This window comes from Candidatus Cloacimonadaceae bacterium (assembly GCA_030693415.1).
Taxonomy (GTDB): Bacteria; Cloacimonadota; Cloacimonadia; order Cloacimonadales; family Cloacimonadaceae; genus JAUYAR01.
Window position 1 is genome coordinate 1 of record JAUYAR010000156.1, and the last position, 25,124, is coordinate 25,124.

18 protein-coding genes and 1 tRNA gene are annotated in these 25,124 nt (G+C 51.6%); 13 read left to right on the plus strand and 6 right to left on the minus strand.

Going from position 1 to position 25,124, the window contains the following annotated elements; all coding sequences use genetic code 11:
• Nucleotides 1–255 precede the first annotated feature (255 nt).
• Together Q8M98_09845 and Q8M98_09850 are read left to right on the plus strand one after the other, a co-directional pair.
• Complete coding sequence (locus Q8M98_09845) at nt 256–696, plus strand: hypothetical protein (GenBank protein ID MDP3115057.1); 441 nt, start codon at nt 256–258, stop codon at nt 694–696.
• A gap of 75 nt (nt 697–771) precedes the next feature.
• Nucleotides 772–2,424: a FlgD immunoglobulin-like domain containing protein gene (locus Q8M98_09850; protein MDP3115058.1), complete on the plus strand. Its 1,653-nt coding sequence runs from the start codon at nt 772–774 to the stop codon at nt 2,422–2,424.
• A 78-nt stretch (nt 2,425–2,502) separates the two neighbouring features.
• Here Q8M98_09850 and Q8M98_09855 read toward each other — a convergent pair whose 3' ends face one another.
• From Q8M98_09855 to Q8M98_09875, 5 genes are all read right to left on the minus strand, one after another.
• A complete protein-coding gene (locus tag Q8M98_09855) occupies nt 2,503–5,646 on the minus strand; it encodes a chitobiase/beta-hexosaminidase C-terminal domain-containing protein (protein MDP3115059.1) in 3,144 nt (1,047 codons plus the stop codon).
• A gap of 243 nt (nt 5,647–5,889) precedes the next feature.
• Nucleotides 5,890–6,477 carry a plasmid pRiA4b ORF-3 family protein gene (locus tag Q8M98_09860; protein ID MDP3115060.1) on the minus strand — a complete coding sequence of 196 codons (588 nt, stop codon included), beginning with the start codon at nt 6,475–6,477 and terminating at the stop codon, nt 5,890–5,892.
• Nucleotides 6,478–6,705: 228 nt separating this feature from the next.
• Entirely contained in the window at nt 6,706–10,380 is a 3,675-nt protein-coding gene (locus Q8M98_09865; protein ID MDP3115061.1) for a tetratricopeptide repeat protein, read from the minus strand.
• A gap of 59 nt (nt 10,381–10,439) precedes the next feature.
• Complete coding sequence (locus Q8M98_09870) at nt 10,440–15,092, minus strand: PKD domain-containing protein (GenBank protein ID MDP3115062.1); 4,653 nt, start codon at nt 15,090–15,092, stop codon at nt 10,440–10,442.
• Between the two features lie 460 nt (nt 15,093–15,552).
• The gene (locus Q8M98_09875; protein ID MDP3115063.1) at nt 15,553–16,023 is read right to left on the minus strand and encodes a S24 family peptidase; all 471 of its coding nucleotides are present in this window, start codon (nt 16,021–16,023) and stop codon (nt 15,553–15,555) included.
• 308 nt (nt 16,024–16,331) lie between these two features.
• Between Q8M98_09875 and Q8M98_09880 the strand changes: the two genes are divergently transcribed.
• The 6 genes from Q8M98_09880 to Q8M98_09905 all read left to right on the plus strand — a co-directional run bounded on the left by Q8M98_09880 (nt 16,332) and on the right by Q8M98_09905 (nt 20,582).
• Nucleotides 16,332–16,547: a hypothetical protein gene (locus tag Q8M98_09880; protein MDP3115064.1), complete on the plus strand. Its 216-nt coding sequence runs from the start codon at nt 16,332–16,334 to the stop codon at nt 16,545–16,547.
• On the plus strand, nt 16,544–16,930 hold the full coding sequence (locus Q8M98_09885) for a hypothetical protein (protein MDP3115065.1): 387 nt from the start codon (nt 16,544–16,546) through the stop codon (nt 16,928–16,930). The genes Q8M98_09880 and Q8M98_09885 overlap by 4 nt, the downstream gene beginning before the upstream one ends.
• Before the next feature lie 386 nt (nt 16,931–17,316).
• Nucleotides 17,317–17,392, plus strand: a tRNA-Glu gene (locus tag Q8M98_09890).
• 53 nt (nt 17,393–17,445) lie between these two features.
• The gene (locus tag Q8M98_09895) at nt 17,446–19,293 is read left to right on the plus strand and encodes a Mu transposase C-terminal domain-containing protein (GenBank protein ID MDP3115066.1); all 1,848 of its coding nucleotides are present in this window, start codon (nt 17,446–17,448) and stop codon (nt 19,291–19,293) included.
• A 9-nt stretch (nt 19,294–19,302) separates the two neighbouring features.
• Nucleotides 19,303–20,097, plus strand: a complete 795-nt coding sequence (locus Q8M98_09900) for an ATP-binding protein (GenBank protein ID MDP3115067.1) — start codon at nt 19,303–19,305, stop codon at nt 20,095–20,097.
• Nucleotides 20,097–20,582, plus strand: a complete 486-nt coding sequence (locus Q8M98_09905) for a hypothetical protein (protein ID MDP3115068.1) — start codon at nt 20,097–20,099, stop codon at nt 20,580–20,582. Before Q8M98_09900 ends, Q8M98_09905 begins: the two co-directional genes overlap by 1 nt.
• On the opposite strand, the gene Q8M98_09910 is transcribed toward Q8M98_09905, so the two are convergent.
• Nucleotides 20,577–20,939 carry a hypothetical protein gene (locus Q8M98_09910; GenBank protein ID MDP3115069.1) on the minus strand — a complete coding sequence of 121 codons (363 nt, stop codon included), beginning with the start codon at nt 20,937–20,939 and terminating at the stop codon, nt 20,577–20,579. The genes Q8M98_09905 and Q8M98_09910 overlap by 6 nt on opposite strands.
• Before the next feature lie 79 nt (nt 20,940–21,018).
• Here Q8M98_09910 and Q8M98_09915 point away from each other — a divergent pair, with 79 nt between their 5' ends.
• The 5 genes from Q8M98_09915 to Q8M98_09935 all read left to right on the plus strand — a co-directional run bounded on the left by Q8M98_09915 (nt 21,019) and on the right by Q8M98_09935 (nt 24,986).
• Nucleotides 21,019–21,525 carry a hypothetical protein gene (locus Q8M98_09915; GenBank protein MDP3115070.1) on the plus strand — a complete coding sequence of 169 codons (507 nt, stop codon included), beginning with the start codon at nt 21,019–21,021 and terminating at the stop codon, nt 21,523–21,525.
• A gap of 13 nt (nt 21,526–21,538) precedes the next feature.
• Nucleotides 21,539–21,898 carry a hypothetical protein gene (locus tag Q8M98_09920; GenBank protein MDP3115071.1) on the plus strand — a complete coding sequence of 120 codons (360 nt, stop codon included), beginning with the start codon at nt 21,539–21,541 and terminating at the stop codon, nt 21,896–21,898.
• A gap of 1 nt (nt 21,899) precedes the next feature.
• Complete coding sequence (locus Q8M98_09925) at nt 21,900–22,424, plus strand: host-nuclease inhibitor Gam family protein (protein MDP3115072.1); 525 nt, start codon at nt 21,900–21,902, stop codon at nt 22,422–22,424.
• A 13-nt stretch (nt 22,425–22,437) separates the two neighbouring features.
• Nucleotides 22,438–23,229: a hypothetical protein gene (locus tag Q8M98_09930; GenBank protein MDP3115073.1), complete on the plus strand. Its 792-nt coding sequence runs from the start codon at nt 22,438–22,440 to the stop codon at nt 23,227–23,229.
• 368 nt (nt 23,230–23,597) lie between these two features.
• Nucleotides 23,598–24,986 carry a hypothetical protein gene (locus Q8M98_09935; protein MDP3115074.1) on the plus strand — a complete coding sequence of 463 codons (1,389 nt, stop codon included), beginning with the start codon at nt 23,598–23,600 and terminating at the stop codon, nt 24,984–24,986.
• Nucleotides 24,987–25,124 lie beyond the last annotated feature (138 nt).

The following is a 25,124-nucleotide window of genomic DNA, read 5'->3' on the forward strand; positions in this document are numbered from 1 at the left end:
ATGCATGAGCAATCGCTGATTGCCAATCTGAACATCTCCCAAATCTGTCAAGAAAATGTGAAATGGAAGCACTTAGACCACTTATTCTCCAAGTGCTCTGGTAAAGCAGCGTAGAATGGTGATGGTTTTTGAACAGTCTCAAAAAAATCTACAAAAAATAGATTTCTTTCTACTTGACAAAAATCATTATGACTTTAGATTGTAATTATAAATGCGATAGCGTTTTTGTAAATTATTTCATTATAGGAGGATATGATGAGAGTAGCAGTGTTGATTATAGTAATGTTAGTTGCTTGTTTTGGTTTGGCGGCTCAGGTATTGAACGATTACCGCTCTGTAGTTAGCGGAAATTGGGATGCTCTGACCACCTGGGAATATTGGAATGGATCGGCTTGGGTACCACCGTCGGTGCGTCCGACAAATAGTTCAAACATCATCACCATCCGAAACGGACATACCGTTATAGCCACGACGAATGTATCGATCGATCAGGCGGTTGTGGTAGTCGGAGCCACTTTGAGAGTCAATTCCGGAACTCTGACCGCTTTTAACGGTCCCCTTACACCAGACGTTGAAGTCTTTGGAACTTTGACGCTCGCATCCACAGGCGCAGTGACCGGAAGCGCCACCACTCTATGGATTCACGGCAATTGCGATTATGAGCGCAATGGCGGAAACATTCCATTGGCATCCTAGCGTCCATATTCCACCTTGAATCTCCTGGGCTTGACAAACACCCTTCCAGGAAACAGAAACCAGACCTTATTTAATATGACCTGGAATTGTCCGAGTCAAACCGCGCAATTGAACACGCTCAGCGCCAATTTCCGCGCCTTCACCGGTTTGCTGAAAGTAGTCAGCACCGGCACCGGCGCCTGGGTCTGGAGCAATGTTACCAATAGCACCAAAAACATCTATGCCTATGAGCAAACCGGCGGAACAGTAGACATGAATAGCGGCACTGCCTCGATCACTGCCGATCTTCACAATTCATTCGTCATGAGCGGTGGAACCTTGACGGAGACCGGCACGGCAACCGGCTGCGCCTGGGTCTTCCAAGGTGCCGGTATCGTCTTCAATAAAACCGGCGGCACTATCTCGAACCAGATATCCTATACAGTAAAAAATGCCGCCAGCTTGGAGATATTAAATCAACCCCTCACCGGTACCGGGTCATTCACCCTCAGCTATGGCGGCAGCCTCTATATCCACGATCCCAATGGCATCACCCAAAGCGCCAATGCCGGTGCGGTCCGCGTGACAGGAACCCGCACCTACAATAGTGGTGCCAGTTATTTCTACGTGGGATCTGTTCCGCAAACAACCGGGGACGGCATGCCGGCGACGGTGTATGATTTGACTGTCGACAACCCTGCGGGCGTCTTGCTTAGCAATCCTGCGAACGTGACCAATATATTCTCCTTGTTGAGCGGTTTTTACACCGGGACGATCTCTCCGGACGGATATTACTCACCGAATGTCCAGTGTATCCGGATCGAGCCCTCCGGGGAACAAATCACCGGCTTGGCAGCTTCGGTTTCATATCCCACCTTGTTTCCACAAAGGATCAATAAAAGCTGGAATCTCAGCGGAACCTACAACGGCTACAAATCGATCACCTTCTATTGGTCTGACGTTGAGGATGTGAACACAGATTGGGTAGGGCAAGGATGGGTGCCGGCGGCGTATCAGGGCATCCAGGAACACATGGGGTTTTACGACGTGAGTGTCAGTCCGCGCTGGTTGACTGTCTATGTGGAAGATTCGATCAGTAAAGCAATCTGGACGATCGGCAGAGAAGACAATGAAACCCTGCCCGTGGTGCTGAGTTCTTTCACGGCAACCCTAAACCCGCAAAACAACGTCATCCTGCGGTGGGTCACCCAGTCCGAGACGAGCCTGAGTGGCTTTTTCATCATGCGCAGCGCCTCAAGTGCGCTCAGCGAAGCTTCCGCCGTCAGCACAATGATTGGTGCGACAAATAGTCCGGCAGGTGCCTCATACTCCTTTGAAGACAGGGAAACTGAGCCCGGTTTGTGGTATTACTGGCTGCAAAGCATTGAACTAAACGGCACGAACGAATACTATGGCCCGATCTCACAAACGATCCATACGCCAGATAACAACGAAATCCCGGAGATTCCCGTGCTCACGGGTATTCAAAGGATTTTCCCCAATCCCTTCAATCCTTTGACAACAGTCTTATACAGTCTGGGAAAACCCTCCACTGCGCAATTTTCAATCTTCAACGCCCGTGGTCAATTGATCAGAAAGATCGATACCGAATTCCGCGGGGTCGGAAACTATTCCGTTTCATGGGATGGGAAAGATATGTCTGGAAAGACCTGCCCTACAGGCATCTACCTGATCCGCATGCAAGCAGGAACGGCTATCTCCACTGCCAAGGCAGTGCTTCAGAAGTAGCTATATCGTAACGACAGTCGCCTCGAGTGATGAACAGTGGAAACACTCGAGGCGACTGAGATTACGATAAAAACCGTATTACAACATCACCACTTTGCGCGTGTGGCGGTGTTTTCCGGATTCGAAGATCAGCAGATAAACTCCTGACGGAAGGCGTTTGTCTTTCATATCAGTGCCGTTCCAGGCAATATCAAACAATCCGCTCTTGACCCCTCGCTCTTGATAGACGCATTCTCCCCTCAGGTTATAGATTCTGAGCCGGTAGCCTTGATTGGATTCTTTCACCCCAAGAGCGATCGTGATCGAAGCGCTGAAGGGGTTGGGATAGACGCTCTGGATTCCGGTGAATGCGGGAGTCTGTTCATCATCGGGATTGGAGGACACGATCTGATAAATTGCCATCGCGATGTAGCTGGGCGCCCAATCGCTAAGATATGCACGGGCTTTAATGGTGGTGGTCACATTCACATAGACGGGTTCGGAATATAGATTTGAGGTATCGGTGGGATCGCTCCCGTCTGTGGTATAGCGAATCTGTGCACCGGCAGTGCCACTGGTGATTGTCACATTTTGCGGGGCGTTATATGTTCCGCCGGGAGGGCTGAACAAAGGCATGGCAACGGTTCCGGTGATGGTATAAAGTGCCGTGGCGGTGGTGCTTGGAATCCATCCCGCTGCAAATCCTTTGGCTTTGATGATGACGGTCGATGCCACAATGATTGGACTGTTGTAAATAGTGGATGTTTCCGTGGGCTCGGTGCCGTCGTATGTAAGATGTATCAAGGCTCCGGGGGTTGCACAGGTTAATACCACATTCTGAGGTGATGTATAGGTCCCCGCGGGAGGATTGAAGACCGGCATCGCCACAGTTCCGGTGATCGTGTAAAGTACCGTGGCGGTGGTGCTTGGAATCCATCCCGCTAAAAATCCCTTGGCTTTGATGGTGGTGGTGGTTGCCACCGCAATCGGATTCATATAGGCCGTGGATGTCGTCGTAGGCTCAGTCCCGTTGGTAGTAAAACGTATCACGGCTCCGGGGGTTGCACAGGTCAATACCACATTCAGAGGAAAATTATATGTTCCCCCGGGATGGCTGAAGACCGGCGTAGCCACAGTTCCGGTGATCGTGTAAACTGCTGTGGCGATGTTGCTGGGCATCAGATCAACGTGATAGCCTTTGGCTTTGATGGTGGTCGTCGATCCCACAAAAATTGGGTTTGTGTAGAGCGCGGATGTTTCCGTAGGTTCTGATCCATTGGTTGTATATCGGATTTGGGCACCGGGAGTAATGCATGCGATAGACACATTTTGAGCGGTTTGATAGGTTCCCGCGGGGGGATTGAATGAGGGCATTGCCACAATTTGATTTGGCACTCCCTGCGCAAAGACGATCTGCAATTCCATAAACATGACTTGGCCACCTGTTGCAGTCGGGTGATAGGGTGGGGAGATGGAATTCGCACCCCAAGTGAAGTCATTATAGAACATGATCCCGATCTTCCCGACCGGATTGTTTCCCTGCATTCCGGTATATATAACTTTGTCCGCTGGATAGACCCACATCGGTTTGATTCCGGCAAGCTGCGGGGTTTCCACGTTGTTGAGCACGATGGGGTCAAACCAGGTGACTCCATTATTCGGAGACACGGAGATATAGATTTCAGGAGTGTTTGAAAAGGCGGAAAAGTTGGTGTCGGCAAAATGGTTAAACATCCGCGCCCGCTGCGAATTCTGCCACACGCATACCATCATCCCTTGCGCGTTTGGCTCGGACATTTTGATGTTGTTATAGTGGAACATCATGTCATCAGTGTGTGCGCTGGCATCCCAATGCGGGAAGGGCCAGTCGTTCACCATTGCCGGAGAATAGTTTCCGCCGGATTGCAGGTATTCGTCCACCACGCCCCAGGGCGCTTCGACATCCCAAGGTTGATAATACTGCGAATGCTGATTGGCGATATCATTTTTTGGCCAGATCTCCCTCACCTCATATTGCTGCAAGGCTGGGTCATAGACAAATTCCTTGACGAACTGCATCGCGGGATAGTATGTCCCGTCGCTGGTGGTAAGCCCCCAAATCGCAGGAACGTGAACCCTGCCGATATTATCGACCACGGCATTCAGATGGCTGGAATTCACGATTTTCCAGGACAGTTGATTGTCCGCATAAGGTATGCCGTTGGCGTTGGTGAAGAAACCCGTCGTCCCACCAGGGCTTGCCGGTGGATTCCAAGAAGGTAGATTACTGAAAGAGCTGACCCGGCTCCAGGTTCCCTGTCCATAGTTTGTGCATTTGAACACATCCATATCCGCTTCGTTGAGGTTGGCGCCGCCAGCGCTCTGAGCAGAATGGTAGCCGGCATAAAATAGATTTCCGGCATTGTCCACTGCGATAGCGTGAAAAGGACGCCGCCAATTGACCAAATCCACATTCCAGTTATTCATTTCAGGGATGCTCGTGTGGCTCCACGTGAGAGCAACACCATCTTCAATATCGTTTCCGTTGAAATCGGCATAGGCGATATAGAGGTTTTCGCAAGGTGCGCTGGTGTTTGAGGTAAAGTTTCTCGCCGCCACATAGACTCTTCGTTTGTTGGCGATCGGCGAAGGACCGATCACGGCGGTGGGCCAGATGAATTCGTTGTTTGTAGTGGTGGTGCCGCCGGGAGCGGTGATCGAGACAGGATTGTTGATAATGATCTGGATATCGTTAAAAAGACCTGCGATACCGGAGATGAAAGCATCGGAAGTGAATTGCACCTCAAATGGGGCATCGGCATCGGCGTTGGCGTGCCAGGCATACATCGGTTTCCCGGAAACGGGATCCACGGCAAGGGTGGAAAAACCCTCATGGTTTTGCATGCTGGTGATCTCGTTGTTGTTGATGACGTTGCCCTGTGCATCGAGATTGGCATAGAACGTTCGACGGGTGGAAGTCGCCTGGCGTCTTCCGGTGTAGGTCAGGAAATAGCCGCCGCCTTCGGATTGGGGGATTGTCCTGATCGGTAAGCCGTTGTAGCTGCCGATCATGTAATCGTAGTAGCTGGTGATGAGTGATGTCGGAAGCCTTGAGAATACGTATTCTGGAACATTACGGGTTTGAGGAACGCGATATCCTTGCGGAGTTTCGACTGCCTTGTACACATTGCCGGGAATCATAGGCTCGGCAAAAGCAAGGACTACAAACAGGCTTAGCGACAGCAGTAACAGCGTCGTTTTCATAAGATCCTCCCTATTTTTTGGTTACATGACTAGGTTGCACATGGTCAGGAGGGTTCAAATCGTGTCAAGTTAATTATTGCGTCCGCTCATTTTCTTGGTTATATTCATCATCCGGCGGCAAAGAATAAAGCTCCGCGGGCTTTGGTAAACGGGGGCATTTACCGCTTGTTTACGAAAGCCCTGATCTGGGGATAGGCAGACCAAATGGGCAGGCTGCTGAACAGATTCGGCAGAAAAGGTGATTTACCTCATTCTCAGTTCGGAAAAAACCACATCTTTCGGATCAAAGTCTTCCGGATCAAAGTCCTCGTCAAACCACTCAATGACATCTTCATAATCCGGATGTTCAGGATCGGAGATCGCTTCCAGTGCTTCCTGATAAGCATAGACCCCACCGCAGTCTTCCGGCGGGCAGGCACGTTTGCCATCGAGGCAGAGGGGATATTTTTTCCCGCTCGCAGGGGCAAGGATTTCCTCTAAGACGATCTTGTGCATCCAATCATCGCCAAAGTCATAGCAATAAAGGATTTCCTGTTTCGCAAGCGTCAAATAATCCGCTACTTTGGCTGATTTTGGGCTTTTAACCGATTCGTCATCGATCAGTATGCCGACATTGCCATAATATGAGGTTTCAACCGCCTTCTTGCCGGTGGGCATAACCCTGAACCCATAGAGGTGACAATTTTCCCAGCCCATCGCAAACTGGATGTAGTTGTGCAGTTGGTGGAAACTGATGTTCGCGGGAATCTGAATTCGTCTCCAGATCGGCGGTTTTGAGCCAAGCAGGGTGATCTTAAGTTGTAAGATCCGGTCGAGCTCTTTTGTAGCCATGGTTTTCTCCTGATTTTATCATTGGCGCAAGTTTGCCTGATACCCATTTCCGGTCAAGCTGAATTTGCGTTGTTGCAATTCCTGATCGCCCTCATCATTCTATCAAAGTCTTTCAACACTATGTGTGGATTTTCGTTTCCGCAGCATCGGCATGCTGCGCTACATCCAAAGTCTCTGGTCTCTCCCCTGCTTTTCTTATCTTCTATGTTTGAAAATCCTTTGCTATATTTAAACCAGTTTCTCAAGCTGCTCATCGACGATCATCAGGTAATGCAGGGAGTTGCAGGATTGAAAGAGTTCGCGGGCTTTTTCCAGCTTGGTTTTGGCAGCGTGGAGGTCCTGTTCTTCGACGTCAAGCATGGCAAGATTGAACCATGCTCTGCCGCAGCCATCGAGATCTCCGACAACGCTGAGGATCTCGATTTGAGTGTGATAGCACTTTTTGGCATGGGAAAATCTACCAGACATTTTCCAGAGGTTGCCGAGATTGCCAAAGCTATGCGCCATGCCCTCTCGGTCGTTCATTTTGTATTGCATGCGGAGGTTGCTTTGGTAGGTTTCCAGCGCGAGGGGATAGTCCCCGCGTTTGAAATACATGTCTCCGATGGCGTCATAGCAAAAGGACATACCGCTGAAGTCCGAGATCTGTTTGGCGATTTCGAGGGATTCAAAGAAGCGGGGCAGGGCTTCATCCTGTTTTCCAAGATAATCCAAAAGCTCGCCGATATCGTAGATGATGATGGATTCCTGCAGGCGGTTGCCGATGTGGCGGGCAATGATGAGGCTTTTTTGATAGCACTCGAGAGCGCTTTCATATTCCATCTGGTTGCGGTGGATGACACCGATGTTGAGCAGGGCTTTGGAATAGCCGTTTCGGTCGCCGTTTAATTCCGCGGTTTCCAAAGAAGCGCGGTAAAATTTGAGGGCTTTATCCTTGTCGCCGCGACGTGAAAATGAAGTTCCGAGCCCTGAAAGCGCGATCCTGGTACCGATGAGGTCTTTGATGCGGCGTGAAAGCAAAAGCTTGTCCTTGTAGTATTTACCGGCTTCCAGGTAGTCTCCCTGATTGCTGTAAAAAGCGGCGATGATGCCGCTAAGCACGTTGCGTTGGGGGTCGCGTTTTTCCTCTTTGAGGCGTGCGTAGAGCGGGAGAGCTTCACCGGCAAAGAGAGTGATCTCGGTGGTATAGAGCAGGGATTCGATGTAATCGATGCGGATGAGGATCTGAAAGTCTTCGTCCAGAACGGATTTTAGCTGTTTTTCGAGGAATTCGCGTAGCTCAATGTTTTTTCCGGTATTGATCAGATATCTTGCCATGAGACGGATCCAACGGTCGCGCCGGATGCCCGGCTTGTCCAAGAGGGATTCATATTGGTCGAGGATTATTTTGGCACCTTCATTGGCGGCAAGTTCAAGCATGATCCCTGCGGCGCTGAGTTTGGCATCAGTTTTCACGGCAGGGTTCATAGCGTTTTCCGCCACGGTTTCATAGTAGCGCAGGCTGAGTTCGTATGAGCCGGATTGATAATAGCGTTCTGCCAGCCTTCCACACCAGAGCCCGATCTTTGCTTTGTCGCAGGCGCCTGTATAGTGATGGGCGATGATGCCTGCCATCAGATTGTCGTCTGCGGTGTGGAGCGGTTCATAATAGCGGGCGATTTTGATGTGCAGATCGATCTTTTCGCTAAGCAGGATGGTGCGATAGATGCTTTCCAGCATCAGGGGATTCGAAAAGGCATAGAGCGGCTCAGTGAAACTGTTTTCCACCCGCAGGATATTCATCCCGCAGAGCTTTTCCAGTGCGGTGGAAAAGGAATCCTTGTCCGGCACGTTGAAGATGCGAATGATCTCTGTGGGAGTGAATGGACGTCCATAGATGCTGGCATATTTGATCAGAGCCTTCGAAGCGGCGTCCAGTCTTTCAAAATCGCTGATAAAGAGGTTTTCCAGGCTGTCTGGGATTTGACCGCGGTGACGCATTTCCTCGATGATCTGTTCGGTGATGAGGTCGCATCCGGCGGTGAAGACGCGTCTCAGATGCTGTACCAGTTCAAAAAGAAAGCGTGGATTGCCGCTACTGATGCGATGCAGCTCGATTGCGGCTTTATGGGTGATATTTGGAATGCGCGCCAGGATAAACTCCCTGCTTTGAGCAAGGGTGTATGCGTTCAGAGCGATGCCGCTTTGGGGGAATCCGGAGATCTCCGTCAGAATTTCATTTGCCGTGATGACCACGCTTTTGCCGTCGTGAAGAAACTTCTTGATCAGGCGGATGATGAGGAATCTGCTTTCGGGATCGAAACGGTCAAAATTGTCGATCACCAGCGCGGAGTAGGGATCATAAATGAGCGCCACGATGTCGTAGAGGATGGAGGAGACCAATTCCGCTTCCTGCCTGCTCTGTGCCTGCTGGGCAAAGAGATTGCGGTGCAAAAGCTTGGGGTCAAAATTGATCCCTCTGATGGAGCACCATTGAATGATCTGATCGAACTGGCGCTTGAAATACTCGATGCCGAGATGCAAGCGCAGGGCGTTGAAAAAGAATTCCAACCGCAAGTTTTGGGCGTGGAGATCGGCGCAGACAAGCTCAAAGGTTGCATTCAACTGCATCAGACTCTCGCAGACCTTCCATATAATCAGGCTTTTACCGCTTCCTCCATAGCCGGTGATCTGGCAAAAATGGGCTTGAGTTCCGGCAAGATTCCGCTTCAAATCTTCGAATTGGTTTTTTGCCACCATCAGCTCGCAATCCTGATAGTGATTGCGATATTGAGCCCAGCGCTGGGGCAGTTCCTTTACCAGACGAAAGATATCCAGCGGTTCGGAGATACCTTTCACGCTTGTGGTGGCGACAAACTCCGTCTCAAACATGCCTTCCAGCTTGGGGAGCATCTCTCTTGAGAGACAGATGTCGCCGGATTGTGCAAAGCTCATCAGCCGCGCGGAGATATTGACGGCATTGCCGATGATGCCATATTCCCAACGCTTGGGAGAGCCGATGATGCCGCAATAGATGTTGCTGTAGGTGATCCCGATCTGCACATCGACACTCTCCGAAGAGATCAGCAAGATGCGGCGCGCGGCGTTGAAAGCGCGTTCGATGTCGTTTGCAAATACGAATGGCACACCGAAAAGCGCCAGCATGATATAACCCTTGTCCGTGAAATCGATCTTGTTGATCACGCCCATGTGGTTATAGACGATGTTTTGTGCCTTTGTGTAGAAGTCATGATAGTCCGCGTAGTCTAGATCCGCGTTTTTTTTTGAAGTGAGCTTGATAAAGATTACCGCGGCGTTGCGCAATTCGGCGGGGGATCTGTCCTGTTGGAGCTTGAGCTTAACGCTTTGGGGCAGAAAGCGATCCGCCTTGGCTGAGGTTTTGGGGGTGAAACTGAGGCAATGGCTTTGGTAGCTATGGACGGCTTGTGCGTCATAGTTTCCCAGAATTTCTCCGGGCAAGGCATGTTCGGCGAGGTCATAGACGCTTCGAATGGCATCCGAACTGAGGTAATAATCCAAGTGGTGTTCCGGTTTGCCGACGATGTTCAGATCGATCTCTCCAGCGGCGAGAGCGCCATGGACGTTGAAATTGATGCCGAATTTACGGTTGAAATAGGCATCAGACCTTGCACAGGCAGCTAACAGAAGATCACGTATCTCATAAAGATCCGGCATTTCCGCTGAAGCCTTGCATGGAAAGAGGATGAGACAGGCATCGCCGCCAAATTTGCAGATCTCACCGCCGTGGGGTTTGACGATCGCGCTGACGCTTTCAAAGTGCCGGTTCAGCACCTGGGTCACAAGCTCGACGCCATAGTGACCGCCGGCGCTGGCGAACTCCGTGATGCGGGTAAACCCCGAGATATCAAGAAAGATAATACCGGCAAAAAGCTTTCTGCACAAGGGCAGAGAGCTCTTTGCCGCAAGGACGCTGAGAACCAACCGCGGAGTGTGGGCTCTGTTTATTTTTTCCGCCTGGGTCCGCCACCTTCGTTATCTCCCGGGACGTGGTAGCGTGGGTTTGCCTCAATGAAGGAATTCAGCGCGGTGCGCGTGCCCGCGAAACCGAGAATGATGTAGAAACCTCGGTCTTGGCTTGCGCCGTAATTGTGCATGAAAGAAGTGGCATAGTTTTGCGTGAATGCCACGTAATCAAAGTATCCATCCGGTGTGGGCGAAGAATAGACGATGTAGTATTCCACCGCGATGGGTTGCTGCTCCTGAGTAAATTCCACGGCATCCCAATCTAACAGAAGATGATTTCCCTGGCGCTCGATACGCAGGTTTTGTGGAGGCTGCAACAAGTGCTCTTGAACCACTACAGCGGCGAGGTATATGCGTTCGTCCACGAGATTTCCGGTGATCATCTTCAGGCGGAGGGCATAGACGCCGGGAGTGTTGAACTGATACGACCAGTCACGGGTGATTCCATCGATGATCTCATCGTTGCCCAGATCCCACTGGATCAGCGTGACGGGATGATCATGACCGATGGAGGTGTTGGTGAAATTGACCGTATTGCCGGTCTGGATAAAGCGGTGGCTGGATACCATGCCGGCGCGGTGCAGATAGGTGAAGGCACCGATATCGCTGATCGATCCATCCGCGTCGCGCGGCACCAATGGTGATCCGGCATCGATCAGGGGGCTGTTATAGCTCAGGCGATAGTCCCCTACCAGCACGTCTGCATATTGAGGATCCACACGCAGGTTGCCTACACCGGGGAAGACTCCCTGGGCAAAAGCGATGTCGCTATGGCTCACGGTCAAAACGGAATTCACGAGTTCAAAGGGTATTTGGATCGGAGACCAGTCCCAGGCAATGTTGTTGCGGAAGATGATACCCGCCTGATTGGCTTTTAAGCCTTTCGGATAGCCCTGGATAGTGTTGTTTTCGATTAACCAGGGACCGGGCATGTTCAGCTCCATACCACTGAAATTCCACAGCGGATTCTCGAGCGCAAACCATAAGTCCAGCACGATCAACTGCCGACGGATAGCCAGGGGCAGGATTCCCGCAGCGCGGATGCCGACCTCGCAATTGCGGATCACGTTTGGCTTGAGCATGGTCCTGTTTCCGTCTGCAATCAAGATGCCGATCCTGGCTTTGGAGACATCCGCTCCCTCAAGGAAACCGCCTACTCCGGCACCGAGGAAGATGCCCACGTTGCTTGTGCGGCTGGTGTCTGTGCTGTTGCGCACCCGGATGTTGGTCAATACGGGGGTTGAAAGCTCGCGCATCCCTCCGGTGGTGATCTGCAAGCCGACGTTGTAGCCCACGATGCTGTCGTTGTGCATAATCACGCGGCTCAAATCTATTAGTTGGATTCCGATCGATGACTGGCGGCTGGTGTCTGTGCTATTACGCACGCGGATATTGGTCAATACGGGAGTGGACGTTGCCCGCAGTGGCGCTGCCTGATATTTGATACCATAATGGAAATCGTCGATCTCGGCGCCGATGAGCGAAAGGGCGACTGCTCCATTGATCAAGAGCCCCACGTCTTCAGTGCGGCTGGTATCTGTGCTGTTGCGCACACGGATATTTGTGAGTACCGGTGTGGAAAGGGTGCGCGTGTCTGATCTGATGACGATGCCGGGGCTGAATCCATCAACCTCCATATTATCGATCTGCACGGAAGGCATATTTTCCAAAATCACGCCCGAATTGGCACTGCGACTGGTGTCCGTGCTGTTGCGAACGCGGATATTGGTCAGTTCCGGTGTGGTTCTGGGAGGGTTGTTTCCTCCGGTCATTTTGATGCCAAAGTTCGTTTCTTCGATCGTCACTTCTTCCATGCTGGGGACGATGTCTCCTCTGATAATGATGCCGTAAGTCGCGCTGCGGCTGGTGTCCGTGCTGTTGCGCACGCGGATGTTGGTCAGGGTCGGAGTGCTGGTACGGTTTGTTTCCGTGCCTTCGAATAAGATGCCGGTGCCGAAGTTTTCGATTTCAGCATCCTCGATCTCGACGTCGCCTTTGATCCAGAAACCGATGCTGCCGGTGGGATCGGTTCGGCTGGTATCTGTGCTGTTGCGCACGCGGATATTGGTCAAAACTGGGGTGGTGCGATCATTATCGGAAGGCTCGATATCGATGCCGATGCGGTAGTTGGCGATATCCAGATCATCGATTTCCGGAGCGGAGTTTCCGGAGAGCTTGATTGCCGTGCCCTGAATGATCTCAGTCGTGTCCGTTACCGCGATGTTAATGGATTGCAGCAAGGGACTGCTGTCCTCGATCACAAACGGTTCAAGAGCATCGACGATGTCGCAGTTTGTAAATTGGCTGGCAATGGGACGCCCTCCTCCCTGGAAACGAAAGCCATGCCAGCGCCCGCCGGCAGACTGGGGTTGGAATCTCACGCCAAACGCGTTGAGCGTTCCCATGATCGTGAGGGGGCTGCCGGTGAAGATATTGACCACCACGTTGTTCTGAATTTCAATGGTTTGGTCGAGGCTGATGGTAATGGGGTCATAGATGTTATAGGGTGAACCAGGCGGATTCCAAGTCAGTGGTATAAATCCCGGCAGCACGGCGGTTCCCTGAAGGTTGAACATGTTGAATATCTGGTGAAAGGCTTGCTCGTTGGCTTCGTCATTGCCCAAGTGCAGGCGCACGGTGTAAGCTCCGGACTCGTTCAGGGTCATGCTTGGATTCTTGACGGTGGATGTGGCGACCACGACTCCCAGTTTGATGAATTCCCAGCTCCACCAATCGGGATTACCGAGGGTATCGTCTTTGAAATTGATCGTCTGTCCGGCAAAGGCGATTATGGCTGTCGTCGTGCCGGTCGCGCTAAATTGAACTTCAAAGTGATCGAGCAGATTCATGCGGAATTGCGCCTGGGAAATGAGCCGCCCCATGTTGTCATTGACGCTGATGCGGAAAGTCTCAACCATGGGTATTTGCATCGGAGAAGTGAAGGCGACCGAGAACTGTCCTAAAACATTCGGCACGTTGATAGGTCTGTAGGCATATAGGATATTTCCCTGCCCAATTATTCGTTCTATCATTATCGAGAGTTCCGCGTGGGGGTTGTCCGGATCATTGATGTAGGGGGCAAAATCCACCACGAAAGTAGAATTGCGGATGAAGTGAAAATCAGCCGGAACGTTCAAAACAGGCGCGTCGTTCACCGGCAGAACGGTTATTGTGACCGTCATGCTCACGCTCGCACCAAAAGGATCGGTGGCGATGATCACGATGGTTTCCGTGCCAAACCAATCCTGTGCCGAATAGAGTGTGAAAGAAATATGCTGGTTGATAAATACGCTGATGTGCGGGCTGTTTTGAGTACTATAGGTCAGCGGGTCTAAGTCCGGGTCGCTGAAGTAATCGGATAGCAATGAAGGACCCCAGGGGATGTCTTCAAACATATTTGAGATCTCGTTCAGCGGATTGTGAATGATCGGCGCCTGGTTGGTTGCCGTGATAAAGTTTTGCTTGGTTTCGCTGGCATATTGACCATTGTTGGTGATCACGGTCAGTTTCACGGTATAGATGCCCGGTTGGGCGTATGTGTATAGAGGGTTTTGCAGATAGCTGTCGATGATGCCGTCGTTGTTGAAGTCCCAGCGCCAGCCGGTGATATGCGTCGAGGTCATATTGGGATCTGTGGTTGATTGATCCAAAAACATCACGTTCAACGGTGCGTGCCCGATGAGAGGATTGGCAATGAAATCCACCGTAAACAGAGGAGGCGAAACTATCATGTTTATGTTGTAGAGATAGACTGGTTGGGTGGCATCATTGTTGTTTATAACAATATTGTTACTGTAAAATCCCGCATCCAAACCCGCTGCATTGGCAACCAGGGTATGAGTAATACTTTGTCCTGCAGCTACGATACCGTTTACCGGCGTAATACTATAGTAGGTCGGGATCGATGCCGGATCGATGTCATAATAAAGCGGGATATTCCCGTTGTTGTTTACCTGGAAGCCGGCAATGGCTTGACCGCCAAATAGAACCGTCAACGGAAGAGGGTTGGGTGTAACAACGATCCAAGCAAAATCGCCACCGACCGCACCTTCGTATGCGACGAGCGTCGTGGTATAGGTATTTGAATACTCGTCCGTGAGGGTGAGAACCGCGTTCTGGGTTAGGTAATTGGTCGGTGAGAAGATCACTTCAAAGATGAGCACGTCCGCGTCATGTATATAATAGGGCAAGGTCGCCACCGGCATCCCGATCGCGTTTGTCATATTTGGCGAAAGGGCGAAGCTACTATCCCCGCTGAGCACGGCGGAGATCAAATACGCGCCGACTGTAGAACCAGGGTCCCTATAACAGTCCACAAAGACCGAGCCTGTCTCGCTGGGCTGGATCGTGGTGCCAAAATCATAGCTGGCGGGATAGACGGCAAGTGGCGGAGCCGCTCCGTAGCCCTCCAGATAGATATGATGTTGGTAGCGAGTATCGTCTGTGACGATCAGCCATCCGGAATGATCACCCACAGAGCCAGGGCGGAATATAACGCTCATAGTAATTGAGTCGTTTCCCCACATTGGAAACGGTGTGGCGAGCGCTGTTTCAATGCTGAAGTATTGGCTTCCGGAGAAACTGATGTCGGTGATAATGACTACCTCCGTTGGATCGCCGTAAGCTGTCATGTTGAGGGGCAAAACTTGGCTCTGCCCCACAAGAACCTGATCAAACATAAGACTTGTTGGATTGAAGCCCAGCGAGACTTGCCCGCATAAGCTTGTAAAATTAAAAAGCAACAATGTAACTGCGAAAAACCAAGCTCTTTTCATCTGATCCTCCCGGATTCATCCTATCTGAACTTATTTGATTCTCATACCTACCTCATTCCAAAAACTGAATGACAATAAGTGATACACGCTATTGACGCTCATTTTTATGTGTATGGATTTGCTGTCAAGAAAAATCTCGTTATTTTCGGCGACTCAGGAATGGAGACTGTTGTCGCGTGACAAGGAAAACTGGAAAAAATGACAAGGAAAACTGGACGATTTTGGACAAGGAAAACTGGACAAACCTGTATTATTATATTTTCTCGTGACTTAGCTGATACAATCGTCCATTGATAGGGATGTAGATGTATGTAGGTTAATCTGGGCAGCGGGGAGCGGTATTATATTTTCGGATGAGGGTGTCGAGGATGCCTATCATAGTGAGGTCATCGGAGTCTTTGGTGTAAGGGACGGGGGTAAAATCGTGATTGATGGGCATGAGCCAGGCGGTTTTTTGTTTGGGAACGAGGACGAGCTTTTTGAGCGTAATGCCGTCGGGAGTGCGGAAAGCCATGATGCGATTGTTGATTTGGATGCCGCGCCAATCACGGGAGCAGATGACCAGATCACCGGAGAGGATTTGCGGTTCCATTGAGCTGCCAGCCACCCGGAAAACAAGGTAAGGCGGAGGATAGGAGAGCAGGGAACGGGGGATTTCGATGAAGCCAAGCGGCTCATCCAGTTCCACTTCCACTGGGGAACCGGCGGCGATCTCAGCAACGATGGGAAGGCGGATGGTTTTGCCGGAAAGCGGTGAGATAGAGAGGGGATGAAGCTCCTGGAACATGGAACCAGTGCCGGTGAGGAGCCATGTAATGCTAACGCTAAAAACATTAGCAACTTGAGTCAAGAAAGCACTGTCAGGAGATCGTTCATCCTTTTCGTACCGCGATATTGCTGCTTGGGAAGTATTAAGAAGCAATGCAAACTTCGCCTGATTCAACTTTTTTTGCTCACGCAAGTCCTTGATTCTCAAGCCTATGCTCAATACTCACATCCTAATTATGACAAATGGTGTTTATTTTTCTTGACATTTATACCGCATGGTATATCTTGTGCTCAGACATTGTGTCAAAGTAAATAAGCGAGGTTAAAATGTCAAGCGAAAAGATTATGACGGCGGATGAGATCAGGCTGGAGCTGACGCGGCGGCGGATGACGCGGCGGGAGTTAGCGCGGCACTTGGGGATGAACTATGATTACATAGTTCAGATTCTGTTGGGATATCGGAATGCGGCGGCTCGGCGAGAGCAGATCACTAATTATTTCAATCAAAGCAAACAAATAAAGGAACTTAGAGGTTTATCATGACACTTCAAGCCCGTCTAAAAGCCACCGCCGCAGAGCTCATCCAGCTACTGGCTGAGGCTCAAAAAGAGCACGACGCCTTTGTCCAGGAACGCGATGCCAGGTTGCTGAGCACCTTCGAGAGCAAAGCCCCAGACGAGGCAGTTCGCTATGCCTGGCTGCTGTGCCTTGCCAGTGATTCTCATCCCGCCCGCGAGGCTCTATGCGATCAGATAGAGGTAGCTACCGCGGGTCTTAAATATCTGCTTTTGCAGTATGAAAGCAGCGTGCAGACGTCCTGCAAGGCAGGCAAGATCACCGATACCAGGTGCAAGAACCTCCTATTTTCGATAGACGCAGTAGTCGCCTTTGAGCTATTTGAGAATCGCTCTGATATCTCCCATTGAATAAGGGCTGGGGCGTCCCGTTTTTTGTCAAGTTATGAGGTGAGATGATGAAATACACGGTAAAGGAGTATTTATCAGTGCAAGAGTATGCGGATCGGAAGGGGATAAGCAGACAAGCTGTAATGAAAGCCATCAAAGCAGGGAAAATCCCCGCGGTTCATCAGGATGATCCAAAACAGCCAAAAGGTAAGTGGATGGTTATACTCGATGCAACCGATGCAACCACTGCAACCACTGCAACCACTGACAACCACCAACCAGAAGCGACAACGGATAAGCCGGTGAGGACACCGGCACACCTTGCCTGCGGGGACGCAGGCATTCCAGAGCAGAGAGAAGAAAGGGCAACTGTTAAGGAATACTTAACAGTTGAAACAGGGGAGAGAGACCGGTTAGACGAATTGGCAAGTCACGGCGCTTTCACCGCCGAGGTTGCGGGTTCGAATCCCGCACCGGTCGCCAAAGCTGGTGTAGCGCAGCATTCCAATGCTGCGGAGGAAAAGAATTCCGCAGGATTGGACTTCTGCGCAGCGGATAAGCGAGCAAATCCGGCGCTGATCTGTGTGCAGGCGAACCTTCCCGTGCCCGCCATTGCCCGCAAAAGCCGTTTTCCATCGCGTCAGGCGGAGAGCTTAGCGGTGTTGAAGGCGCTGCTCTGTGATGATGTGCTGCGAGTGCAGGGCGCGGGCAGGTTCAGCCGCCGTCAGGCGATTACGCAGGTCTTGGCGCTATATCGCAATGGGCTGACGCATCGGCGCTTATCTGCGCTGAAGGGAGATTTAAGTAGCAGCACGGTGTATCAGTGGCTGCAAAAATACGATGGCAAGGATCACCTGCGGTTGGCGGTCAATTATCCGCGGCAGCGGGGTCATCTGGTTTTGGAGGATGATCTTAGCTTCCTCACGGGTTATATGATGAGCAGCAGTGACCGCAAGGTGCAGAGCGGACTGCGTCTGCTGCATTACTGGAATCGGCGTCAGGGGAGAGATATGCTGACCAGTGACCGTACTTTGACGCGAGCCTTTGCCGCCTGGAAGACCACCAATCATGCGATTTACGCGCTGAATAGGTATGGTGAGAAATATGTGCGGGAGCATTTGCTTCCGATGGAAGAGCTTGATTGGAGCTTAGTGAAGCAGGGAGAGCTGTGGATGTCCGACGGGCACCGGCTGAATTTCCCGGTGCTGAATCCGCTGACGGGTAAGGCGGAGCGTCCGGTGCTGGTTAGCTGGTTTGATGTGGCGCCGCGCATGCCGGTGGGTTTTGATCTGGATTTCACGGAGAACAAGCGCGTGATCGGCAGCAGCTTCAAGAATGGCTTGATGTCGGCTCAATACTGCCCTTGTTACGTGAAGCTTGACAATGGCTTAGGCTATCGCAGCAAGGATATCAGCAAAAGGTTGAGCAAGGCGGAGCTGGACGAGCTAGAGGAAGATGAGCGCATCGCCGAGCTGCAGATCAGCGGAGCGCTCTACCGCTGCGGCGTGAAAAAGGTGAGCTTTGGCATCCCTTACAACTCCACCAGCAAGGCGATATTGGAGCGTTGGCATGGGATATTAGACAATGGCATTGAGAGCCTATGCCCGCAGTATAGCGGCAACAGCGTGGCAAACAAACCGGCGCGGATGAGCCGGAACGAGAAGTTTTTACAGCGCATCGAGGCGGGTAGCGCGCTGACGGTAATCGAGGCGAAGCTTTTGATCGAGGAATGGATACTTGAGGTCTATGGTCAGGAGCCGCACCGCGGAATCGGCGGACGGCGTCCGATGGAGGTATTCACGGAGGGCTTGGCGGAGATTCCCGCGGAGCAGCGCAAGAGCGCAGCCGAGTTCTATTGGCTGATGCTTTCCACTGAGGTCAAAAAGCTGGATCATAACGGTGTCAAAGTCAATGGGATCAAGTATTGGGATGAGGCAATGGTGGATTATGTGGGGCAACAGGTTAGCGTCCGCTATGAGCAGATGGACGACCGGTTTGTCTATGTTTTTCGCAGTGATGGATTCCTGATCTGCCGGGCGGAGGCGCGGGAGCTGAGCGATCCGCTGGCTACCATGCGCGAGGATGGCGGGCTGAAGGCGATGGAGCTGACGGGTAGGATCAAGCAGACGCGGGGGATTATGAAACGCCTGAAAAAAGCCACGGAAGCGCATAAACAGCTTTCCTTCCAGAGCGATGATCTGCTGCAAACGATGATCCAGAGCGGCAGGCGTTTGCAGCTCACGCAACAATCCGGCGTGACGCCGGCGGTGGCGCCGGCTGCTTTGCTTGTTGTCCCGCCGGTTACACCTGACGGAGAAGTCGAATCCGCGGACGAAGCGATTAGGGAGATATATAAAAGGCTGGGGTTGGAATCCACTAAATAAGGAGAAGATATGAGAGTACACTTGAGCGAAACGGAGAACATCAAATCCGCGTGTCGGGCGCTGGATTATCTATTGAATCGTCCGGTGGCGCATCAGCCGGGTCTGGGGATGATTTACGGTGCGCCGGGACTGGGCAAAACGCAGTTCAGCCAGCGGGCGGCGCTCAGCGGGCACTACATCTATCTCTCGGCGAAAAAGGCTGATACGGCAAAGTCATTCATCGCCGAGGTGACCAAGCTGCTGCTGCAGCGCTATCATCCGCGCGAAACCGGCGGGGGATCGGGCACGCGCAGCGCCTTATTTTATCGCTGCCTCGACATCCTAAACGAAAACACTATGCCCAACCACCTGCCGCTGCTGTTCATTGACGAGGTCGATAACATCGTTCACGAAAAGCATGAAGGCATTGTGGGGATGCTGCGTGACATAGTCGATAACAGTGCCGCCATCGTGATTCTGGTGGGCATGCAAGACCTGCGCAGCAAGATCGTGAAGCTGAATGCACATTACTACAACCGCGTGGTTTATTTCTGCGAGTTCAAGCCGCTCAGCTATGCGGATACGAAGCTGCTGGTGAAGGACCTGAGCGAGGTGAGCTTGGCAGCGGATTTGTTGACCAGCATTCACAGCCAGGCAAAGGGGGATGCGCGCAAGGTGATCAAATACATCAGGCATTACGAAGAGCTGGCGGGCGCCCACGGTCAGAGCCATTTGGACGAGGCGGACGCCAAGCGTCTGCTGCGCGTGGAACTTGCCGAGCCGCGGACAAAATCGCTTTTCACAGCAGTTACGGGAGCTGAGTGATGGACGCGCTAACGCGTTTTCTGAGTGTGCACCGCGGACCCTTCACCGTGGGGGATTTCATTGGCGCCACGGGTATCTCGCAGCGCAGAGCTGCGAGGTTGCTGAGGCGGGCTGTTGCCGATAATGGCATCCGGCTGTTAGACAGTTCTGCTGCGCCGCTTGATGCGCTCTATTGTCCCCGCCCGCCGCTAAATTTTCTGGCGCAGAAGCAGTATGATTTCACACCGGATGCCGGTAAATTGCGGCTGATTCTGGAGCAGATGACGCCTGGTGCGCTGGTCAGCGCCTCAGCGCTTGGCATCTCCACAGGTATGGCATACCGCACCCTGACGCGCTATCTGCTGACGCTGCACCACCTTGGTTGTGTGGAAATCCTGCCGAACCTGCAAGCTATAAAATACCGTCGTTACCGCAAAATCTCGGAGAGCTTTAACGAGGCAAAAATACCACATTTCTTTTCCATGATAAGGAGTAAAAAATCATGAAAAAACATCACTCTGAACAGCATCGTGAATGTCCTGTTTCACTTTTAGTAACTTCTTCCGGAAACACTTCGGCAGTGACTCAAAAGCCAGAAACCTGTCAATTGTCCGAAGCAGCCGTACAATCGGCGCAGCAAGCGCTTCTAATTGAACTAAAGAAGCTGCGTTCGCGGCAGCGCCGGCACTCCCGTCAAATAGCTCGAGGTGTGGCAGAGAGGGCATTACTAAAATCGATGTCGCAAGATTGTTGTAGTAGCCAAGAAGAATGATGCACAGCTTTTCATCGTCGTCAAAAAATGCGCATTTGCTGTGTAAGCAGGCGTCTTGCTGTGCCATTGGGCAGTATTTTAAATGTTTCATGGGACGCTCCTTGTTATGGTTTTTGTTGCTTTTCCCCATAATGGGAGTGTCCCGCAATTTTGTCAAGGAGGAATAGATCATGAAAGCTAAACCGACCACTGAGGCGCATGATTCCAATCATGCGAAGGTTTCCAAGCCCGCTAAGCCCCGCAGCAAACCTGCGGATAAACGTCTCAAAATCATGCGCTCCACCGTGATGGCGGTCTCCATCAGGCAGCGCGGCTGGGATTATAACACGCTGCACGACCTGATGCAGACCTGGGGCTTTGGTTCCAGCCTGCGCAAGCTGTCTCTCTGCGAGTTAGGCGACCTGCTCCGGATTCTCAGGGGGCAGCAAGACCCCGCCCAAACATATCACGGCATCGGCACACTCGACGACCAAGGGCGATACATGTGGAGCCTGATGAAGGATGCCGGCTGGGATTTTTACCGGCTGCGCCTATGGATGCTGAAGCATTGCTCCGCAAGCCACTGGAACGCACTCTATGACAGCGAAAAACGCGCCATCATCGCCATGCTGAAAAAATACGCACGCGTAGCGCAGGATTCCAATCCTGCGGATTCCCCGTCAACAAGCCCCCAATAAAAAGAGGTAAACCATGAACGCAACACCTAACAAGTCCATGAAGCTCTGCCCTGTCTGCAATGGCAAGGGCACCATCACAGAAGACACCAAAATCTATGAATTCATCACCCGTGACCCTCAAACCAACCGCTGCCTGTTTTGCAATGGCAAAGGTTTTATCGGAAAGAGGAAAAACCCTCCTCCCCTCAGAATGCCTGCGTCTGGAATGCCTGCGTCCCCGCAGGCAAGGCCTGCCGACCTCCCGGTCGGCAGCCCCATCGCAGAGGCGGAATGCCGCGCCACCGGCTACTCCCTGGTCATCGTTTTCGGCATCCAAACCCTGTCCGAACTATGTGCCATCATTTCACACCTATCAAACATAAAGGAGCCCTAAAATGCCAAAAAAACAAGCACAATCACTCGTAGCGCATGATTCCGATCATGCGAAGCTAATCATCTGGGAAGACGTCAATCTCGCCCTGAAAACCCTTGGCGAGCGCACCGTGTGCAAGCGCGAACTGGAAAACCGCATCACTGAAGAGGTCAACGCCATCACCGCCAAATATCAGGCGCAGACGGCTGCCGTCATTGCCGATATTGACGCCATCACCTCAGACATCGAAAAATACGTGATCGAGCACAAGGACGAGTTCGCTGAAAACCGCAGCAAGGATTTCAGCTATGGCAGCATCAGTTGCCGCGTGTCTAAAGCCGTGCGCATCATCAGCAAATCAGTCTGTCTCAAAGCGCTCAAAGCGCTCGCCATGACGGAATACATCATCGTGAAGGAAGACCCCAACAAAGAGATGCTCAAGACGCTCTCGGACATCGAGCTTGCGAAGGTCGCCTGTGAATTCAAGGTGACCGACAACATCAGCATCGAGCCGTATATCGAAGACCTCACCCCAAACCTACCATAAAAAGGAGATTACCATGATTGTATTCATCCTGTTCTTCGTCGCAATTCTGGAGTTTATCTATATCTTCATTGCAAGCTACAAAAGCAAGCAGCACAAGGAAGATATGCTATACGCAGAGAGGTGGTATCTCAACACCGTGACCAGCCTAAAAGAGGCGGCTCAAAGGGAAGCCTCCGCCGCTGAACACAGGCTTGAGAGCGCTACTGAACTTACATTGCAACATGAAAGCAAGATGTCCATCCTCGAAAAATACATTGAAAACCTGAAGAATATAATAAAAACTGCACAGGAGACAAGCGCATCCGAACAGGCAGCTTTAGCAAAAGCCATTGCGGATACGCGTCGGGTAGCCGAGGAGCTGGATCAAACAAATGGAGAATTGAACAGGGCAAATAATAGGGTTTTTAAGCTGTTGCAGGGCAGCAAGCATCTCGCCGCCGCGCTCGAGGCTAAAGAGGAGAGAATCAGATTATCGCGACAAAGGCTTGAAGCCGTCCTGGCAGAGCATAGAGCCGGGCGCACTCGCAGCGACGCCCATACTAAAAGCTTGGAAAATATAGTTGAACAATCCAGGCTGCAAATAAAGCAGCTTGAGCAGCAGAATGAATCTCTGGCTGCGGAAATCTCCAAAATCTACGATAACTACGCGTTTCAAATGGCTAAGCTGCACATGCCCGCGGACAAAATTAACGAGACGCAGGAAAACATCAAAAATAATGTCCGCCGCCAACTTGACAGCGCCGCTCTACCCAGCGACACCGCCAAGATCGACACCGCCAAGATCGACGATGCCTGCAATTCTTGACACATTCCCCCCGGAATGCCCGCCCATGGAATGCCTGCGTCCCCGCAGGCAAGGAGCACCGCCTCCCCCATGGAATGCCTGCCCATGGAATGCCTGCGTCCCCGCAGGCAAGGAGCACCGCCTCCCCCCCGGAATGCCTGCCCATGGAATGCCTGCGTCCCCGCAGGCAAGGAGCGCCGACCTCCCGGTCGGCGCTCCATCCCGGGCTTTGCCAGAAGCTACGCTATAAGGAGAACTAATGCAATGTCCTATCTGTCTGCATCATAGCTTTGTGGTGCGCACCATCAAGCTGAATAACCCCACCCACGCAATCCGTTACCGCGTTTGCCAATGCTGTTATTATGAATTTACCACTAAGGAGACCCTCGATGAGCCTAAAGCAGATACTCCGCTTCCGCAACCTCCAAAAGATCGCCAAAGCCGCTAACATTGACCGCTTGAACCGCCTGTTGCTGCGTTTGCTGCACGGCGATCAGCTTTCCGATCAGAGTATCTCCGCCGAGCTGGAGAAGTTCTTTGGCGCTGAGCATTCGCTGAATCAAAACAGCGCTGAATACGCCGAAATCCTTGCTCTGGCGCGCCGGGCTTATGCTCCCGCCAAAAAGCTTCCGGAGCATCAGCAGCTTTCCCTTGCCGAAACGCTTTATCAGAAGAGCCTCAACCTCTTTCACCTCCGCGAATATGCTGACCGGGGCACCGGCGCCGTGCAGGTGCGTGCCATCATTGACAGCCGCACCACGCCGCAGTGTCAGCAGATGAATGGGCGCATCTTTCGCATTCCTGCGCTCCAAAAAGAAATACCAAATCAGCATGACCTCGTCCGATCGGAAGACTGGTGGCAGAATGCCGGGCATTTCAAAGGCGTTTCCACCGGCGAGATTATCCCCAGTCTGCCGCCATATCACTACAACTGCCGCACCCGCATCGTCCCCTATCTCTATGATAAAGAATATCAAGGCTTTGACCGGCTTCCGCAGGACCATCCCGTCTATCCAACCGTGCTCAAAGACCGCCTCCAGAACTATGAACTCGAGCCCAAACACCTTCCCGAAATTATCGCCAAAGCTCAATCCGGCACATGGAAAAAAGGCGAACTGGAAAATCATTTCGCCAAACATAAAAACCACTTCAGTACTCCATTTTCCTCTGCCAATAACTACGCCGCTGCTGCCTTTGCCCTCCTGGACGCTCCCACCACCATCTTCTGTTTGCGGGATGAAGGCAATCAGCTTATCTTATATGCCATGCAGCCCGCTCCAAAATCAAAATCCGGAGCTTGGTATTTTGCCGTATTTGATTTGCAGGAAGCTGTCATAAAAAGCTATTTCAAAAACAAAGCAAAGGACATCAAGGCTATTCTGGATGGGAATTCAGAGTATAAACACTTTGTCTTTGCTCATATTACAAAAACGCTTAAATTAGAGGAACTCATGAAACAGGAAGATATCGACCAAGCCCTTGCCGAACTGGAAGAACTCTTCACAATCGACATGTATGAAGACGCCGTGCGCATCATAAAAAATAAAGATGATGACGATCTACAGGTGTATGCGCCGAGTATCACCAGCGACAGGTGCGACACACTCCACATCCTTATTCAAGCAGACATGCTCTCTCCAGATGAGCTAAAACGCATCAAAACCGTGGACGATTACATCCTTGAACACCCCGTGCCACACCGGTTAGAAACGCTAAAAGCCTGGCTAATGGGTGTGGCGCAGCATGCCGATGCTGCGAGAAAAGGGGCGGTGGAATGACGGAATGAAATTCAATTCTCAATTCTCAATTCTCAATTCTCAATTCTCAATTCTCAATTCTCAATTCTCAATTCTCAATTCTCAATTCTCAATTCTCAATTCTCAATTCTCAATTCTCAATTCTCAATTCTCAATTCT

Coding starts and splice junctions, on each gene's coding strand:
- Q8M98_09845 (MDP3115057.1), top strand. CDS start 256: ATGAGAGTAGCAGTGTTGATTATAGTAATGTTAGTTGCTTGTTTTGGT.
- Q8M98_09915 (MDP3115070.1), top strand. CDS start 21,019: ATGAAAGCTAAACCGACCACTGAGGCGCATGATTCCAATCATGCGAAG.
- Q8M98_09880 (MDP3115064.1), top strand. CDS start 16,332: ATGTCAAGCGAAAAGATTATGACGGCGGATGAGATCAGGCTGGAGCTG.
- Q8M98_09850 (MDP3115058.1), top strand. CDS start 772: ATGACCTGGAATTGTCCGAGTCAAACCGCGCAATTGAACACGCTCAGC.
- Q8M98_09930 (MDP3115073.1), top strand. CDS start 22,438: ATGATTGTATTCATCCTGTTCTTCGTCGCAATTCTGGAGTTTATCTAT.
- Q8M98_09860 (MDP3115060.1), bottom strand. CDS start 6,477: ATGGCTACAAAAGAGCTCGACCGGATCTTACAACTTAAGATCACCCTG.
- Q8M98_09900 (MDP3115067.1), top strand. CDS start 19,303: ATGAGAGTACACTTGAGCGAAACGGAGAACATCAAATCCGCGTGTCGG.
- Q8M98_09885 (MDP3115065.1), top strand. CDS start 16,544: ATGACACTTCAAGCCCGTCTAAAAGCCACCGCCGCAGAGCTCATCCAG.
- Q8M98_09905 (MDP3115068.1), top strand. CDS start 20,097: ATGGACGCGCTAACGCGTTTTCTGAGTGTGCACCGCGGACCCTTCACC.
- Q8M98_09920 (MDP3115071.1), top strand. CDS start 21,539: ATGAACGCAACACCTAACAAGTCCATGAAGCTCTGCCCTGTCTGCAAT.
- Q8M98_09935 (MDP3115074.1), top strand. CDS start 23,598: ATGAGCCTAAAGCAGATACTCCGCTTCCGCAACCTCCAAAAGATCGCC.
- Q8M98_09855 (MDP3115059.1), bottom strand. CDS start 5,646: ATGAAAACGACGCTGTTACTGCTGTCGCTAAGCCTGTTTGTAGTCCTT.
- Q8M98_09870 (MDP3115062.1), bottom strand. CDS start 15,092: ATGACAGCTTACGGCGATCCAACGGAGGTAGTCATTATCACCGACATC.
- Q8M98_09925 (MDP3115072.1), top strand. CDS start 21,900: ATGCCAAAAAAACAAGCACAATCACTCGTAGCGCATGATTCCGATCAT.
- Q8M98_09875 (MDP3115063.1), bottom strand. CDS start 16,023: ATGTTCCAGGAGCTTCATCCCCTCTCTATCTCACCGCTTTCCGGCAAA.
- Q8M98_09910 (MDP3115069.1), bottom strand. CDS start 20,939: ATGAAACATTTAAAATACTGCCCAATGGCACAGCAAGACGCCTGCTTA.